The organism is Alteromonas mediterranea DE (genome assembly GCF_000020585.3).
Lineage (GTDB): Bacteria > Pseudomonadota > Gammaproteobacteria > Enterobacterales > Alteromonadaceae > Alteromonas > Alteromonas mediterranea.
This window is the reverse complement of the sequence record NC_011138.3, coordinates 3,471,588-3,486,362: the sequence shown is the minus strand read 5'-3', so window position 1 is coordinate 3,486,362 and position 14,775 is coordinate 3,471,588. Positions and strand designations below refer to the sequence as shown.

General features: G+C 46.2%; 9 protein-coding genes. 4 read left to right on the top strand and 5 right to left on the bottom strand.

The genetic code is table 11. The features are described 5' to 3' along the window. Nucleotides 1–27 precede the first annotated feature (27 nt). Both MADE_RS15460 and MADE_RS15455 read right to left on the bottom strand, forming a co-directional pair. Nucleotides 28–1,233, bottom strand: a complete 1,206-nt coding sequence (locus MADE_RS15460; protein WP_012519575.1) for an AGE family epimerase/isomerase — start codon at nt 1,231–1,233, stop codon at nt 28–30. Nucleotides 1,234–1,245: 12 nt separating this feature from the next. Next, nucleotides 1,246–2,547, bottom strand: coding sequence for an MGH1-like glycoside hydrolase domain-containing protein (locus tag MADE_RS15455; RefSeq protein ID WP_012519574.1), 1,302 nt, complete (start codon nt 2,545–2,547; stop codon nt 1,246–1,248). A 192-nt stretch (nt 2,548–2,739) separates the two neighbouring features. On the opposite strand from MADE_RS15455, the gene MADE_RS15450 reads away from it, so the two are divergent. The 4 genes from MADE_RS15450 (at nt 2,740) to MADE_RS15435 (ending at nt 9,338) form a co-directional block, all read left to right on the top strand. Beyond that, on the top strand, nt 2,740–5,190 hold the full coding sequence (locus tag MADE_RS15450) for a TonB-dependent receptor (protein ID WP_020744814.1): 2,451 nt from the start codon (nt 2,740–2,742) through the stop codon (nt 5,188–5,190). A gap of 85 nt (nt 5,191–5,275) precedes the next feature. Beyond that, a complete protein-coding gene (locus MADE_RS15445; RefSeq protein ID WP_015067888.1) occupies nt 5,276–6,847 on the top strand; it encodes a sodium:solute symporter family protein in 1,572 nt (523 codons plus the stop codon). Between the two features lie 35 nt (nt 6,848–6,882). Beyond that, complete coding sequence (locus MADE_RS15440; RefSeq protein WP_015067887.1) at nt 6,883–8,112, top strand: glycerate kinase type-2 family protein; 1,230 nt, start codon at nt 6,883–6,885, stop codon at nt 8,110–8,112. A 62-nt stretch (nt 8,113–8,174) separates the two neighbouring features. Next, nucleotides 8,175–9,338, top strand: a complete 1,164-nt coding sequence (locus MADE_RS15435; RefSeq protein ID WP_232363066.1) for an ROK family transcriptional regulator — start codon at nt 8,175–8,177, stop codon at nt 9,336–9,338. A 5-nt stretch (nt 9,339–9,343) separates the two neighbouring features. Here the strand turns inward: MADE_RS15435 and MADE_RS15430 are convergent, their stop codons facing one another. The 3 genes from MADE_RS15430 to acnD form a co-directional block, all read right to left on the bottom strand. Next, the gene (locus tag MADE_RS15430) at nt 9,344–10,603 is read right to left on the bottom strand and encodes a response regulator (protein WP_012519568.1); all 1,260 of its coding nucleotides are present in this window, start codon (nt 10,601–10,603) and stop codon (nt 9,344–9,346) included. 121 nt (nt 10,604–10,724) lie between these two features. After that, a complete protein-coding gene (prpF, locus tag MADE_RS15425; RefSeq protein ID WP_012519567.1) occupies nt 10,725–11,906 on the bottom strand; it encodes a 2-methylaconitate cis-trans isomerase PrpF in 1,182 nt (393 codons plus the stop codon). Between the two features lie 277 nt (nt 11,907–12,183). Continuing rightward, nucleotides 12,184–14,775, bottom strand: a complete 2,592-nt coding sequence (gene acnD, locus MADE_RS15420) for a Fe/S-dependent 2-methylisocitrate dehydratase AcnD (RefSeq protein WP_012519566.1) — start codon at nt 14,773–14,775, stop codon at nt 12,184–12,186.

Genomic DNA, 14,775 nt, shown 5'->3' with positions numbered 1-14,775 from the left:
GATGGCGCTTATATTGTTTATTCACGCTTATTTATAAAAGCTTAGTGCATCGAGAACGTCATAACATGCGCCCATTGTGTGATAATCGGTTTTGCCTACAGGGCTTTTTGTGGTCTCTAGCTTTTGATTTTTGGCTGATAAAATCCTAAACCATGCCCCATATTTGTGGTCGACCATATATGACCATGCATAGTCCCAAATTCGGTGGTACCACTGCCAGTATTTATCTTCCCCTGTTTCTAGGGCTAAACGCGCCGCGCACGCAAAAGATTCAGCCTGCACCCAGAAGTATTTTTCATCATCACAGATACGGCTATCCGGTGCGAAACCGTAATACAAGCCACCGTTTTCATTATCCCAGCTAATATCAATGACAGCGTCAAATAGTGAGCGGGCGCGTGCGACTAACCAATCCTGTGGCTGATACTGATGAATTTGTAGTAGTAGTTTTGCCCATTCAGTATGGTGGCCTGGTTGGAATCCCCAAGGGCGAAAAAGGTTTTTAGGATCATTCTTATTGTATTCCCAATCAACTTCCCAAGTTTTGGTATAGTGTTCCCAAATTCGACCGTCAGCTTTATCCGCTTGGCGCTCGGTGATATTGTGAGCGAGCAGCAAGGCGCGTTCTAAAAACGGACCGTGACCGGTGGCCTCAAACGCCGCAATAAGCGCTTCGCAGCTGTGCATATTGGCATTTTGACCGCGGTAATCACTGCAGCGAGAAAAATCTGCGTTAAACTCATCTTTGTACAAGCCGTACTCAGCATCCCAGAAATGGGTTTCCATTAATTCGAAGGCATCATGAATATACAGCTCAGCTTCTTTAACGCCAGCTCGCAGTGCCCAGCTGTAATCCAAAATAACAAAGGCCAAGCCGTAGCAGTGATTAGTGGCATCAACGACTTTACAGGCCTTACCGTTTACATCAAGTAACCAAGCGTAGCCGCCAGTATCTTCTTGTAAATGATAATCTCGCAAAAATTGAATGCCAGACTCAACACGGGCTTTGTATCGAGTATCGCCATAAGCTAAATAGGCTCTCGCGTAGTTAAAAACGAAACGCGTAGAGCTAACTAGGTGACGTGTTTTCTCATCAAATATGCTTCCATCGTCCATAAAATTTTGATGGAAGCCACCTGAGACGGCATCAACATTGGGCTCGTAAAAAGCCAAAATGCTCTTGATGTGATCATGCAGAAAATCGTTTGATGCAAAATTTGGTTGCGTGGTCATACCCTTCGCTCCTTAATCCTTTTCTGAGGTGTTAGGTAGTAGCCAATATAAAGCCATGGCTGCGGTCCATGAAAAGTCTGCACCGCCACTTCGCGCACCTGTTTCAGCGTGAAAAGACTCGTTAAAGCCACTGGTATATATACACGCTCGGCTCCCGTGGGTAATACGTTGAGCTTGATGAGCAAAGCCGTAATCTTGTAAGCCAAGGGCTATCATCCAGTTAATATGAAGCCATATAGGCCCGCGCCAATAACGTTGAGGCTCGTAATTAGGATCTTCAGGGTGAGTAGAAGAAATGGCATATTCACTGTGCTCAAGCCATTTATCTAGTTCGGAAATAAGCGGTTGTGTTTGGTGCTCACCAACAAGACCAGCGAAAAACGGCAGTAATCCCGCCGATGTACGTGCTTTACACAAGCTATTGCTGCGGGTATCGAAGCTATGAAATAGGTTGGTTTCTGCACACCACAACTTTTGTATCGCTTCTTCGGTAAGGCTTAAGCGTTTTTCAAGGTAGGCGGTTTGCTCGTTACTTACTCCAATTTTTTCGCACACTTCTAGTAAATCTTTCGTACCACGGTGCAGTATGGAAATAATACTGACATCGTTCACGCGATAGGGGCAGTCTTGATAAATTAACGTATCGTCAAAATTCATCTTGCGGAAAAAATCTACAAGATACAAAAAGCGATCATATTCTTTTTTGTGTGGGCGTTCTGACGCATCAATATGACTAGTGTCCCGGCGGGTATATTCCCAATCTACGCAGGGTACGGCTTCTAATGCGGCGTCCCATGCAGGGCTATTGTCCATGCCTGATTCCCATGGGTGGTAGCTTACCACTAGCCCCGTATTTTCAGGGTCGCGTTGTTTATACCACCACAAATGAGAGTCGATAAGTTGAGGCACTATAGTGTTTATCTGGGCTTCGGCTAATGCTCTATCTTTACATTCTTCAAACAATGATTTGATGACCGTTGCTAGCACAGGGGGCTGCGTAATCGAGGTGCTATCGGGTATGTTCTTTACGCCCCAAATGTCGGGGCCGGGAAAATACGTGTCAGAGTGTTGATGAAAAACAACGTGAGGCACCATTCCCGACTTCCATTGGGCGCTGAGTAATGATGTCGCTTCTTCCCAGGCTCTGGGTTCATCGAATGGTAGCCAGCCCAAGGCTACTATCGCTGAGTCCCAGTTCCATTGAAACGGATAAAGCCCATGTGTTGGGACTGTATAGCCTCCGAGGTCGTTTTTAACTAGCGTTGCTTTTGCATCTTCAATTAATTGCGCGTCGCGCTGATTAGTCTCTGTCATTATGTTTACCCAATATGAGTTAGTGATATGGCAATTATTACACAAAAATTTACAAATAAAACTCATTTTGGGTTGAAAGTGATAAAATTGTGTTTTATTGTAAATGGGAAGTTAAATGGTGGTGTTGCGTACGGCATAGTGGGAATCCGTAATAGAACACCTAATAAAATGACAAACGGTTGGAGATACACAGTGAAAAAACTACTTCTTGCGACGACTATTTCGTCGCTTTTAGCCGGAAACGCTTTGGCTCAGGACAACGCTCAAGCTGATACACAAGACGCGGCAGAAACAAAGAAAGACTATGAAAAAATCGTAGTTACGGGTACGAGCCGAGCGCGATTGGTGGCTGAAACGCCACAATCGACTACGTCTATGGGGGCGCAGGAGGTAGCAAAATTATCCATGAGTAGCCAAGCAGACGTGCTTCGTTATGTTCCTGGTATTAAAGTAGAAGGTGGCGGTGGTGAAGTGGCCACAAATCTCCAAGTCCGTGGGTTACCATCTTCAGGGCAGTTTCAGTTCACCCCACTTTTGTACGACGGTTCACCCACTTTGAGTGCGTTTGGTCTTAACTCGTCGGCTTACGATGTGTATTACCGAAACGATCTAGGTATTGAGCGGGTTGAGTTTGTTCGCGGCGGTGTATCTAACTTATTCGGGCAAGGTTCGGTGGCGGGCGTTATCAACTACCTATCGAAGAAAGGCACGGAACTATCGGAAAGTACGGTGCAATTAGAGCTTTCTGATAACAACCGCAAGCGTATAGATTTTGCCACCAGCGGCCCACTGAATGAAAAAGGCATGTACTATGCCATGTCCGGTTTTTATCGTTACGATGAAGGCCCAATTGATACAGGGTTGCCTACGGAAGGTTATCAACTGCGAGGCAACATTCACAAAGAATTCGACGATGGCAGTGGCTACTTTACTATATACGGCCAAGCTATTGATGATGAGGTACAATTTTTCCTTCCATTGCCTCTTGATTCACAAAGCCGAGAGCGTGTTGCCGGCAACGATGGCAGAGAAGTTGAATCTACCCAAACATTTTATGCATCTGGCTTGTCTTATGACACCGCAGATGGGCGTTATCGCACGCCTATTGAAGAGGGGGTAGCCACTCGTGGAGGCTCTATTTCCATGGAGTTCTCAAAGGATTTAGGTAATGACTACAGTGTTTTAGCACGAGCAAAGTACGCCAGTTACGACCACCAATTTAACTTGTTTCTAGACGGTGACGGTATTATCAATGTGCCAGAAACACAAAGCGAATATTTAGCGAACAGAGGGCTCGACGACCTTGGCGCCGCTGAATTTACCTATGCGGGAACGGACGTAGTATTACCTGAAGGCGATTTACTATTTGCTAACCGAATACTAGACAGAGACCGGCCGGCAACCGATTTTTCTTCAGAGCTTAATGTCGTCAAATACCTGGATGTGGGGGATTTCTCTCATAGCATTACCGTGGGCACCTTCTTTTCAAGCGCCGAAGCAGAAGATAATAATGTAATAACCCGCTACCTCGGCGAATTTAATAATCAGGCCAGATTGGTTGATCTAACCATTACTGACGCCGATGATAACAGTGTCATAGTTAGCCAAAACGGCGTGACAGGCCCGGGTATTAGTTTTTCTGATACGACTATTTCTGCAAGAAGAACGGCATTCTATATAGCTGACCAAATGCAAAACGACGACTGGATCATTGACGTGGGTCTTCGCTGGGAGGAAATCGACGGTACCATTACCCGTGAGGGCAGCGAAACTGTGGTAGTTAATGACGACCCTATACTGTACGAAGACTTACAGGTGAATGTCACAGGGAACGGTGTGCTTACTCACGGTAAAGTCGATAACTCAGAATTAGCTTATTCAATTGCAGCCCTCTATAAAATGGCCGATAACTTTAATGTTTATGCCAACTATTCTCGCGGGTTCTTTTTCCCCGAGTTGCGCGGTGTGGCGTTTAACCCTAATGGTGAGCCGGGCAGTTATGAAAGTGAAATTGTTAAGCAGGCTGAAATAGGCGCGAAGTTCTTCTTTAATGACTTCATTGGAACCATGGCTTTGTTCAAAACCGATCTTGAAGACAGACGTTCGGTAGACTTTGTGAACGACGAAAATGGGGTTGCTGTTGAAGTTCCTGTTTTTCAATCTACCGAGGCCTATGGCGTGGAGTTGGTGGGTAGCTACAACATTACTGATGACCTTATCTTTGATGCAAACTTTACTTACACCGACCACGAATTCACCGAATACGATTCAGATCCTTCTGTTATCGGTAATGAATTGAGAAGAAAGCCAAAGATTATGTTTAATTCTTCTTTACGCTACACCCTAGACGATTGGGATATTTCTTTCTATCACAACTATCACGGTAAAAATTACACCAACGATGCTAATTCGGTTGAATTGGATGACTTTCATGTATTTCGCTTAGACACAGGCTATACCTGGGAGTTTGGACAAGGCGAACGCTTACGTGCCAGTATTGCCGTATGGAATCTGTTCGATTCAGATGGTATTACTGAAGGGTCTCCTCGACTAGGAAACAGTCAAACAGCGGGTGAATCTTATTTTGTAGGTCGCCCTATATTGCCGCGCCGCGTATCGCTTCGCTTGCGTTATGATTTTTAGTCGACGTTGACACTCCCCCTCGCTGATAGTCTCAATTAGGGGCTATCAGTTTTTTATTTCGCCACGTACATAATAAGAACAACTTATGAATTTTCTAGATTATATTGTAGTGATTGGTTACCTAGCTATCTTGCTTTACATGGGCTTTGCCCTGCGTCAGCAAGAAAATAAAGGTGATTATTTTTTAGGTGGTAGAACATTGGGCTGGAAGCCGTTGACGTTATCTGTAATGGCCACTCAGCTCTCTGCAATTAGCTTTATATCTGCCCCTGCTTTCGTTGGCCTTCGCGATGGTGGCGGTATGATTTGGTTGTCTTATGAGCTGGGAATTCCCATTGCCATGATCCTGCTGCTCGGCACCATTCTTCCTTCATTGTACAAATCAGGTGTCGTGAGTATTTATGATTTCTTAGAGCAGCGTTTCGGCCGTTTAACCCGTGTTCTTATTAGTATCGTTTTTCAATTTAGCCGCGCGTTTGCTACTGGCATTATGATTTATGCAGTCTCCATTATTTTACAAGGAACAATGGGGATTGAAGCTTGGCAGGCGGTCGTACTTACCGGCATCATAACAGTGCTTTATTCTCTTCAAGGTGGTATGAAGGCAGTGGTTTATGCTGATGCTATCCAAATGATTATCATTGTACTTGGTACTATCGCGTGCATTGCCATAGGCTTACACGCGTTAGGCGGTGTGGACGTACTAGTTGAACAAGCGCCTAAAGAGCGTTTAACCGCCATCGATTTTTCTTCTTTGGGGTTCAGCGGCGATGGTTTTGGCTTCTTGCCAATGCTATTTGGCGGTATCATATTGTACGCGTCCTATTATGGTTGTGACCAAACTCAAGCACAGCGCGCGTTATCGGCAAGAAATGAAAACGACTTGCGAAAAATGATTGTGGCTAACGGCATCATCCGTTTTCCAATTACCTTATTGTACTGTTTCTCTGGGCTTATAGTAGGTACTCTAGCGCTAACCAATACCGAGTTTTTCAATAAAATCCCCGCTGATAATCCGGATTGGTTGATGCCTACGTTTATTCTTAACTATCTCCCTCATGGCTTAATTGGCCTTTTAATTGTGGCTATTTTATCTGCTGCGATGTCTTCTCTTAGTTCCGCTATCAACTCATTATCAGCGGTTACCGTTGAGGATTACTGCCGTATTACAAATAAACAGCTTGAGCATCAAAGCTATTTAAAAGTGGCAAAAATCACCGGGCTTATTTGGGGTGGCGTTACCCTTGTTCTGTCGTTGTATGCGGGCAATATTGCTCCTACTATTATTGAGGCTATCAACAAAGTAGGCTCTGTTTTTTACGGTCCTATTCTGGCCTTGTTCTTATTAGCGGTGGCGAGCAAGGCGCTGGTTGGAAAACACGTAAATTTAGGGCTGATTGCCGGCGTAAGTACGAATATTGTAATTTGGCTCTCTGTACCTGATATCTTTTGGTTTTGGTGGAACGTTATTGGTTTTGTTGTAACGTGCGCCGTCGCCTTGGTCGCGCGCTATGTTTGGCCGTCAGCAACGCTAGCAGAAAACGTTAAACAACTTAAATTCCACTCAATTCTTACTACGAAAGACGTTGTTATCCTAGTAGGCTTTTTTATTATCATGCTGGCAGTATGCTTACTAATGCCATCGCTGTTTTCATAAAGCCCTTTTAGAGGGCTTTTATAAAAGGTTTTTTCATGAATAAAACATTTCTCTTTTCACTGTATGAAGAAGCGGTTCGGGTAAGTAAACCAAAGCATTGCTTGCCTGATTATTTTTCGACTTTTTCAAAGGGCGAGCGCGTGTGCATTTTAGGTGCAGGTAAAGCGGCTGCCGATATGGCGGTAGAGGCATATAACTATTTCGGCGACAACGCCTACGGCTTAGTTGTTACCCGTTACGGCTATGAAAATACAGCGCCTACAGGGAATATCGAAGTGCGTCTTGCTGCGCACCCAGTACCCGATGAAAACAGTGTTGAAGGCGCCAAAGCACTCCTTGCCATGGCTTCTCGTGTAGCACCTACCGACAAAGTGATTTTTCTTATCTCTGGTGGTGGCTCCTCATTAGCTTGCGCGCCGCCAAGTACTATTTCCCTTGACGATAAATTGGCACTGCACAAATTTTTACTGCGAAGTGGCGCTAGCATTGAAGAAATGAATACGGTGCGAAAGCATGTGTCAGTGATAAAAGGCGGAAGGTTAGCTGCCGCATCTAAAGGCCATAACACCAGCTTGGTTATTTCAGATGTCGTCGGTGATGACCCGGCATTTATCGCTTCGGGTCTTACCGTACAAGATACATCAACGCCACACGATGCCCTTGCCATTTTAGACAAATACGGGTTCGATACTTCATCGAACATTCGAGGATATTTAGCTCGCGCTCCTGAACTCCCTAGGGTTACTGGCGATTATACACTAGTGGCTAATGCACAAAGCGCGATTGATGCTGCGGTCAAAAAAGCCAATGCTAATGGTTGGGACACCCATATTATTAGTTACACTGAAAAGGGCGAGGCGCAGAAGGTAGCAAAACGTCATGCAGAGATCGCCCTTGAACATAAAAAAGCGGGTAAGCCTATTTTATTACTCTCCGGTGGTGAACTTACCGTGACATTGGGCGATTCCCAAGGTGAAGGCGGACCAAACCAAGAGTACCTTATGGCGCTAGCAAACGCGCTTAAAGGTGAAGCAGGTATCTGTGCACTAGCTGCCGACACTGATGGTGTAGATGGAAGTAAAGACGTTGCCGGTGGTTTCATAGACGAGCATACCCTTACCCGAGCGACGCAAAATGGACTAGATATAAACGCACTATTAGCGGAACACGATAGTTTTGGCTTTTTTGATGCGTTGGGCAGCCATATCAAAATTGGCCCTACACGCACTAACGTAAATGATTTTAGAGTGATTTGTATTGCTTAAGTGCGCTATGTTGGTGAGATCTGCCTATCACTTACGTATAATAGCGCTAGCTTAATTCGAACATGTTGAAAGTAAAATCTATGCTTACATCGGCGAGAAATAATCAGTTATTGCGCAGCGCCTTTACCCTAGGAAAGGGGGATAAGTTGCTTCAAGATAACCAGAAAGCCATTGTGAAAGAGGTGTTTTGGACACACGGCATTACCCAACGGGAAATATCAAGCCGTACTAAAATTCCTCAGCAAACCGTTTCACGATTGGTAAACAGTCTAGTGGAAGACGGCCTTATTCATAGTGTAAGCGACTCAGGCAAGCCTTCATCAGGTTTAGAGCCTAACCCAGACTTTGCTTATTGCTATGGGCTATCGGTGCTGTTAGACGCAATATCGATAGCGTTAATGAATCTTAAAGGCGAAGTCGTTGCGACAAAGCATGTGGAATTAGATGACATGGGCATTGCATCGGTCCTATCTAAAGCGGCTTCAGAGGTAGAGTCGATGTCCACTAAGTTTAATATTGATAGTGCTCGTATACTGGGTATTGGCGTGGGTATATCAGGCTTCTTCAGTTCCACAGATGGTAGAATGAATACGCACCATGCCATAGAAGAGTGGGCAGATATTAATATTGCCGATACCGTTGCCGAGGCGTTTAATTTACCCTCTTGGGTGGTAAACGACGGTACAGGCGCAGCAGCGGGTGAGGGAATAGCTGGAGTGGGCAGGAAGTACAAAAACTTTGTGTACTTCTTTGTATCGAGTGCCTTTGGTGGTGGCCTTATTAACAATGGCGATATGATCCGCGGAACTCATGGAAACGCTGGAGAACTCGGCGATATGTTACCTGCCAAACTCTACAGTCATCCTAATCTCCAGCTTTTAGAGCGCATACTCTTAAAACATGGCGTAGAAGTACCGTCGATGTACCGATTAAATGAAGTCTTCGATCCAAATTGGCCCGGGGTTGATGAATGGATTTATAAAGTTCAGGACTCATTTGATTTGGTTGCTACCGCAAGTTCAGCATTACTGGACAGCCAAGCTATTATCATTGGTGGGCATATTCCCACTAAACTGGCTGAAAAAGTTATTCCTAGAATAGATGTTTATGCACAATTTAGACGAGGCGCGAAGCGCCCCATGCCTGAAATAGTGTGTGCCGGCGTAACCGAATGCCCGGTAGCCGTTGGGGCAGCTACCTTACCAATTAGAGATTGGTTTTTGTAATAGGGTTAGACTAACTGAGCGGATTTAGAAGCAGTATCCCTGAGCATTATTTGATCTCGGCCTGCACGTTTCGCATTGTATAAACGGGCATCAGCCACCTCTAATTGTGACTCTAAGCTCGGGTGTTCTTCAGCGCAAACGCCAATACTACAGGTAATGTTGAATTTGTGATTGGTGAATTGTGTTGTGCGAACTGCATCCATAAATGCAGAGAGCGCAGAAAGGTAAACTTTGGGCGGTCTCACTGACACCACCGTAAACTCCTCTCCGCCGTAACGCACAATAAGATCGTCTGGGAAATAGTCCTTCATCAAGGCCGAGAACTCTTGTAAAAGCACGTCACCGGTTTTGTGTCCGTAGGTATCATTAACGCCTTTAAAATTATCAGCATCAATCATTGAAACAATCACATTGCTTCTCGTGGCCTTGCGGGAGAAGAGCTCGTCTGCTTTTTCATAAAGAAAGCGACGATTGTAGACCTTGGTTAGCGGATCTAAATTAGCCGAATTGCGAATAGTTTGAATCATTTCCTGAGACTCAAGGTTCTGCATGATTCGGCAGTAGAATTCTTCGTGATAAAAAGGCTTAGAAAGAAAATCGTTCGCGCCGCTCTTGATAAACTTAGAAGTTAAAACGCTGTCACCGGAAGCGGACAGACCGATGAAAACCAAATCCTGTAAGCGTTTTTCGTGACGAATTGTCCTAACAAGCTCATAGCCATCCATATTAGGCATACGGTGGTCAGCAATGACCATTTTAATATCTCGATGGTTATCTAGCACTTCCAGCGCTTCTAAACCATCGTTGGCTTCGTGCACCTGAAATTGAAATTTACGGAGTAACGAGCAAATGTGGTTACGGCTGGTTTTTGAATCTTCTACCACGAGTACTTTTGTGGTTAAGTTCTTTCTTAAGCGATCCACAAGTTTAGAAACTTGAAGGTATGAATAGCGAGACTCTTTGGTTATGTAGTCTAATACCCCTTGATCGAGCAATTGTGCGCGGGTGAACTCATCGAAATTACCAGTCAATACAATCGTTGGTAAGTTATAAGAAAGGGCTAACTCAACGCTTTCGCCGTTAGGCGCATCGGGAAGGTTTAAATCAACAATAGCCGCTAAATATTCATTGTCACTTTCAAGAGCACTTTTCGCCTCAGCCAGATCTTCACACAGATCACACGTAAAGTGAGGATTATCCTCAATAAGTTTATTAACTATCTTTCGGACAGTCGAGCTGTCTTCTACTACAAGAACTTTATACATGAGATCTACTCTTAATATCTTAGCTTTGATAATAACCAATAAAAGAAAAAAAAGCCCTCTTACAGAGGGCGTTTCATACTTATGTCTAAATCAATTGGTAAAGTGGAATCACTAGGTTGTATTAACTTTGCTCAACGGGGACGCGAACAAAGCCTTCCATTAAAACTCGTGCACTTCGGCTCATGACAGCTTGTTGAATATGCCATTGGTTATTATCAAAAGTCGCTTTCGCGCCAACCCGTAAAGTACCAGAGGGATGGCCAAAGGTAACCGACTCTCTGTTCTCCCCACCTGCCGCTAGATTAACCAGCGTGCCGGGAATAGCGGCTGCTGCAGCTATAGCAACGGCTGCCGTGCCCATCATCGCATGGTGCAGTTTACCCATAGACAGGGCGCGAACGAGTACATCAATATCAGAGCCCAATATGTCTTTGCCGCTAGACGCTTTGTAGCCTTTAGGCGTTGCTACAAAAGCCACTTTAGGAGTATGTTGGCGCGTTGCAGCTTCGCCAATATCTTTTATCAAACCCATTTGCACAGCGCCATGTGCACGAATAGCTTCAAATTTCCCAAGTGCTTCGGCATCACTATTTATATCATCTTGAAGTTCGGTTCCTGTGTAACCGATATCTTCAGCGTTGATAAAAATAGTAGGGATACCTGCGTTGATCATGGTGGCCTGCAAGCTACCAACGCCCGGCACTTCCAAGGTGTCGACTAAACGTCCAGTTGGGAATATCGCGCCCTCGCCATCGGCAGGGTCCACAAATGCGACCTCGACTTCTGCAGCAGGAAAGGTCACACCATCAAGCTCAAAATCGCCAGTTTCCTGTACTTCACCATCAGTAATTGGCACGTTAGCAATAATCGCTTTGTTGATATTGGCCTGCCAAATATTTACCGTAGCAACACCGTTTTGTGGAATTTTGCTGGCATCAACCAATCCATTGCTAATGGCAAAAGCGCCAACGGCCGCGGTTAGGTTACCGCAGTTACCGCTCCAATCTACGAAAGGCTTGTCGATGGCAACTTGGCCAAACAAGTAGTCTACATCGTAACCTTCACGCTCGCTTTTACTTAAAATCACGGTTTTACTGGTGCTAGAGGTAGCACCGCCCATACCGTCGGTTTGTTTACCGTACGGGTCTGGGCTACCTATCACCCGAAGAAGCAGCGCATCACGGGCTGGTCCCGGTTTTTGTGCTGCCTCTGGTAAGTCGGATAAATTAAAAAACACACCCTTGCTAGTACCGCCACGCATGTAGGTAGCCGGTACTCGAAGTTGTGGCGCATACTTTGTCATGTTTTTTCCTTGTTGTGGTGAGCGGAAGTTGGTTGCGATTTGAAACACGCTGTGAACACGTCCGTGTGCGCTCCCCAGCCGCATCCATGCGGCTGGAAGGTTTCAAATCNCAANCNACCTCCTGCCNAAAAGTAACAAATCCTGCCAAAAGAAGTTAGCTTGTTTAGGGAAAACTGAGTTGGGGGTGGGACCCTCAATTCGCATGGATGCGAATTGGGAGCCTACATGGATGTATTCACGGCGTGTCCTGCAACCGGCTCAGTTCTTCCCAGCCGAATCAGCTAGCTTCTGCTTCTAAGAAGTCCTTTGCGAAGCGTTGTAATACGCCGCCTGCGCTGTAAATTGAGACTTCCTCACCTGTATCTAAACGACAGGTTACGGGCACTTCTAGTTGCTCGCCGTTTTTACGGTTTACTACCAGCGTCAGTGTTGCGCCCGGCGAAGGTTCTCCGCTTACGTCGTAGGTTTCTGTACCGTCTAGCTCAAGGGTTTTTCGGGTTGTGCCAGGCTTAAACTCTAGCGGTAAAACGCCCATACCAATAAGGTTAGTACGGTGAATACGCTCAAAACCTTCAGCTACAATGACTTCAACGCCCGCAAGACGCACGCCTTTCGCTGCCCAGTCTCGCGATGAACCCTGACCGTAGTCCGCGCCCGCTACAATGATGAGCGGCTGTTTGCGGTTCATATAGGTTTCAATGGCTTCCCACATGCGCACGACTTTGCCTTCTGGCTCTACGCGGGCAAGCGATCCTTGCTTAACTTCGCCGTTTTCCAGCACCATTTCGTTGAACACTTTGGGGTTCGCAAGGGTAGCGCGCTGCGCCGTTAAGTGATCGCCTCGGTGGGTGGCGTAGGAGTTGAAGTCTTCCTCAGGTAACCCCATTTTCGCTAAGTATTCCCCGGCGGCACTGCTTGCCATAATGGCGTTCGAAGGTGATAGGTGATCGGTGGTGATGTTGTCACCCAAAATGGCCAGCGGTCGCATACCTTTCATGGTACGCTCGGCATCCATTGCGCCTTCCCAGTAAGGTGGGCGGCGAATGTAGGTGCTCATTTCACGCCAGTCGTAGAGCGGGTTAATGTCTTTACCGTAATCCACACTCAAGTCGAACATTGGCTCGTACACTTTTCTGAAATGCTCAGGCTTGACAGATTTAGCAACAATAGCGTCAATCTCTTCATCGCTTGGCCAGATATCTTTAAGCGTTACTGGGTTGCCATCTTTATCGGTGCCTAACACGTCCTTTTCGATATCAAAGCGAATGGTACCGGCTATGGCGTATGCAACGACCAAGGGTGGTGATGCCAAGAAGGCTTGCTTCGCATAGGGATGAATACGCCCATCGAAGTTACGGTTGCCCGAAAGTACCGCCGTGGCGTATAAATCGCGGTCGATAATTTCTTGCTGAATTTTAGGGTCTAGCGCGCCACTCATACCGTTACAGGTGGTACATGCAAATGCCACAACCCCGAAGCCTAAGTCTTCCAACTCGCTCATTAAGTTGGCTTCTTCAAGGTATAACTTAACAGCTTTAGAACCTGGCGCCAGAGAGCTTTTCACCCATGGCTTGCGGGTTAAACCGCGCGCGTTTGCGTTTCTGGCAAGTAAGCCTGCTGCAATAACATTGCGCGGGTTAGAGGTATTAGTACAGCTGGTGATAGCCGCGATAATCACCGCGCCATCTGGCATTTTACCGTCTTCCTCTTCCCATTTTGCTGCGATACCGCGGCTTTCTAAGTCGCTGGTAGGTAAGCGTGCATGTGGGTTAGACGGCCCGGCCATGTTTCTGCCTACTGCAGACAAATCAAACGTAAGCACGCGTTCGTACTCGGCAGTTTCTAAGTCATCTGCCCATAAACCTGTGTGTTTAGCGTACTGCTCTACAAGCGCAATTTGCTTTTCTTCACGACCCGTTAATCGCAAGTAATCAATAGTTTGCTGATCAATATAGAACATGGCCGCTGTTGCGCCGTATTCTGGTGTCATGTTCGAAATGGTGGCACGGTCGCCAAGGGTTAAGTGGGATGCACCTTCACCATAGAATTCAAGATACGCAGATACTACACGCTCTTTACGCAAGAATTCAGTAAGCGCTAATACAATGTCGGTAGCCGTAATACCTGGCTGAGGCTTACCGGTAAGTTCGACCCCTACAATATCAGGCAAACGCATGTAAGACGCACGACCTAGCATAACGCTTTCTGCTTCAAGGCCGCCCACGCCTACCGCAATTACACCAAGTGCATCAACGTGCGGCGTGTGGCTGTCGGTACCTACTAGTGTGTCAGGGAAGGCTACGCCGTCACGGTTTTGAATAACTGGCGACATACGCTCCAAGTTAATCTGATGCATAATGCCGTTACCCGGCGGAATAACATCTACGTTTTTAAACGCGGTTTTTGTCCAGTTGATGAAGTGAAAACGGTCATCGTTTCGTCTGTCTTCAATAGCACGGTTCTTTTCAAACGCGTCTTTTTCGAAGCCTGCGTGCTCTACGGCGAGGGAGTGGTCCACTATTAGCTGAGTAGGCACAACCGGGTTTACTTTCGCCGGGTCGCCGCCTTTCGCCGCAATGGCATCGCGAAGGCCCGCTAAATCAACCAGTGCGGTTTGACCCAAAATGTCGTGACATACCACACGTGCTGGGAACCACGGAAAATCGAGGTCGCGCTTGCGGTATATCAGCTGTTTGAGTGAATCGTTTAGCATGGCAGGGTCGCATTTACGTACCAAGTTTTCAGCCAATACACGTGACGTGTAAGGCAGCTTGGCGTATGCACCTGGCTCTATGGCATCAACCGCTTCACGGGTATCGAAAAAATCGATACCCGCATTTGGAAGCGGTTTACGGTAATCAATATTCAT

What these genes read in the sequence shown, in the direction of transcription:
- MADE_RS15460 (WP_012519575.1), bottom strand. Translation starts at nt 1,233, where the DNA reads ATGACCACGCAACCAAATTTTGCATCAAACGATTTTCTGCATGATCAC.
- MADE_RS15455 (WP_012519574.1), bottom strand. Translation starts at nt 2,547, where the DNA reads ATGACAGAGACTAATCAGCGCGACGCGCAATTAATTGAAGATGCAAAA.
- MADE_RS15445 (WP_015067888.1), top strand. Translation starts at nt 5,276, where the DNA reads ATGAATTTTCTAGATTATATTGTAGTGATTGGTTACCTAGCTATCTTG.
- MADE_RS15440 (WP_015067887.1), top strand. Translation starts at nt 6,883, where the DNA reads ATGAATAAAACATTTCTCTTTTCACTGTATGAAGAAGCGGTTCGGGTA.
- MADE_RS15435 (WP_232363066.1), top strand. Translation starts at nt 8,175, where the DNA reads ATGTTGAAAGTAAAATCTATGCTTACATCGGCGAGAAATAATCAGTTA.
- MADE_RS15430 (WP_012519568.1), bottom strand. Translation starts at nt 10,603, where the DNA reads ATGTATAAAGTTCTTGTAGTAGAAGACAGCTCGACTGTCCGAAAGATA.
- prpF (WP_012519567.1), bottom strand. Translation starts at nt 11,906, where the DNA reads ATGACAAAGTATGCGCCACAACTTCGAGTACCGGCTACCTACATGCGT.
- acnD (WP_012519566.1), bottom strand. Translation starts at nt 14,775, where the DNA reads ATGAATATTGATTACCGTAAACCGCTTCCAAATGCGGGTATCGATTTT.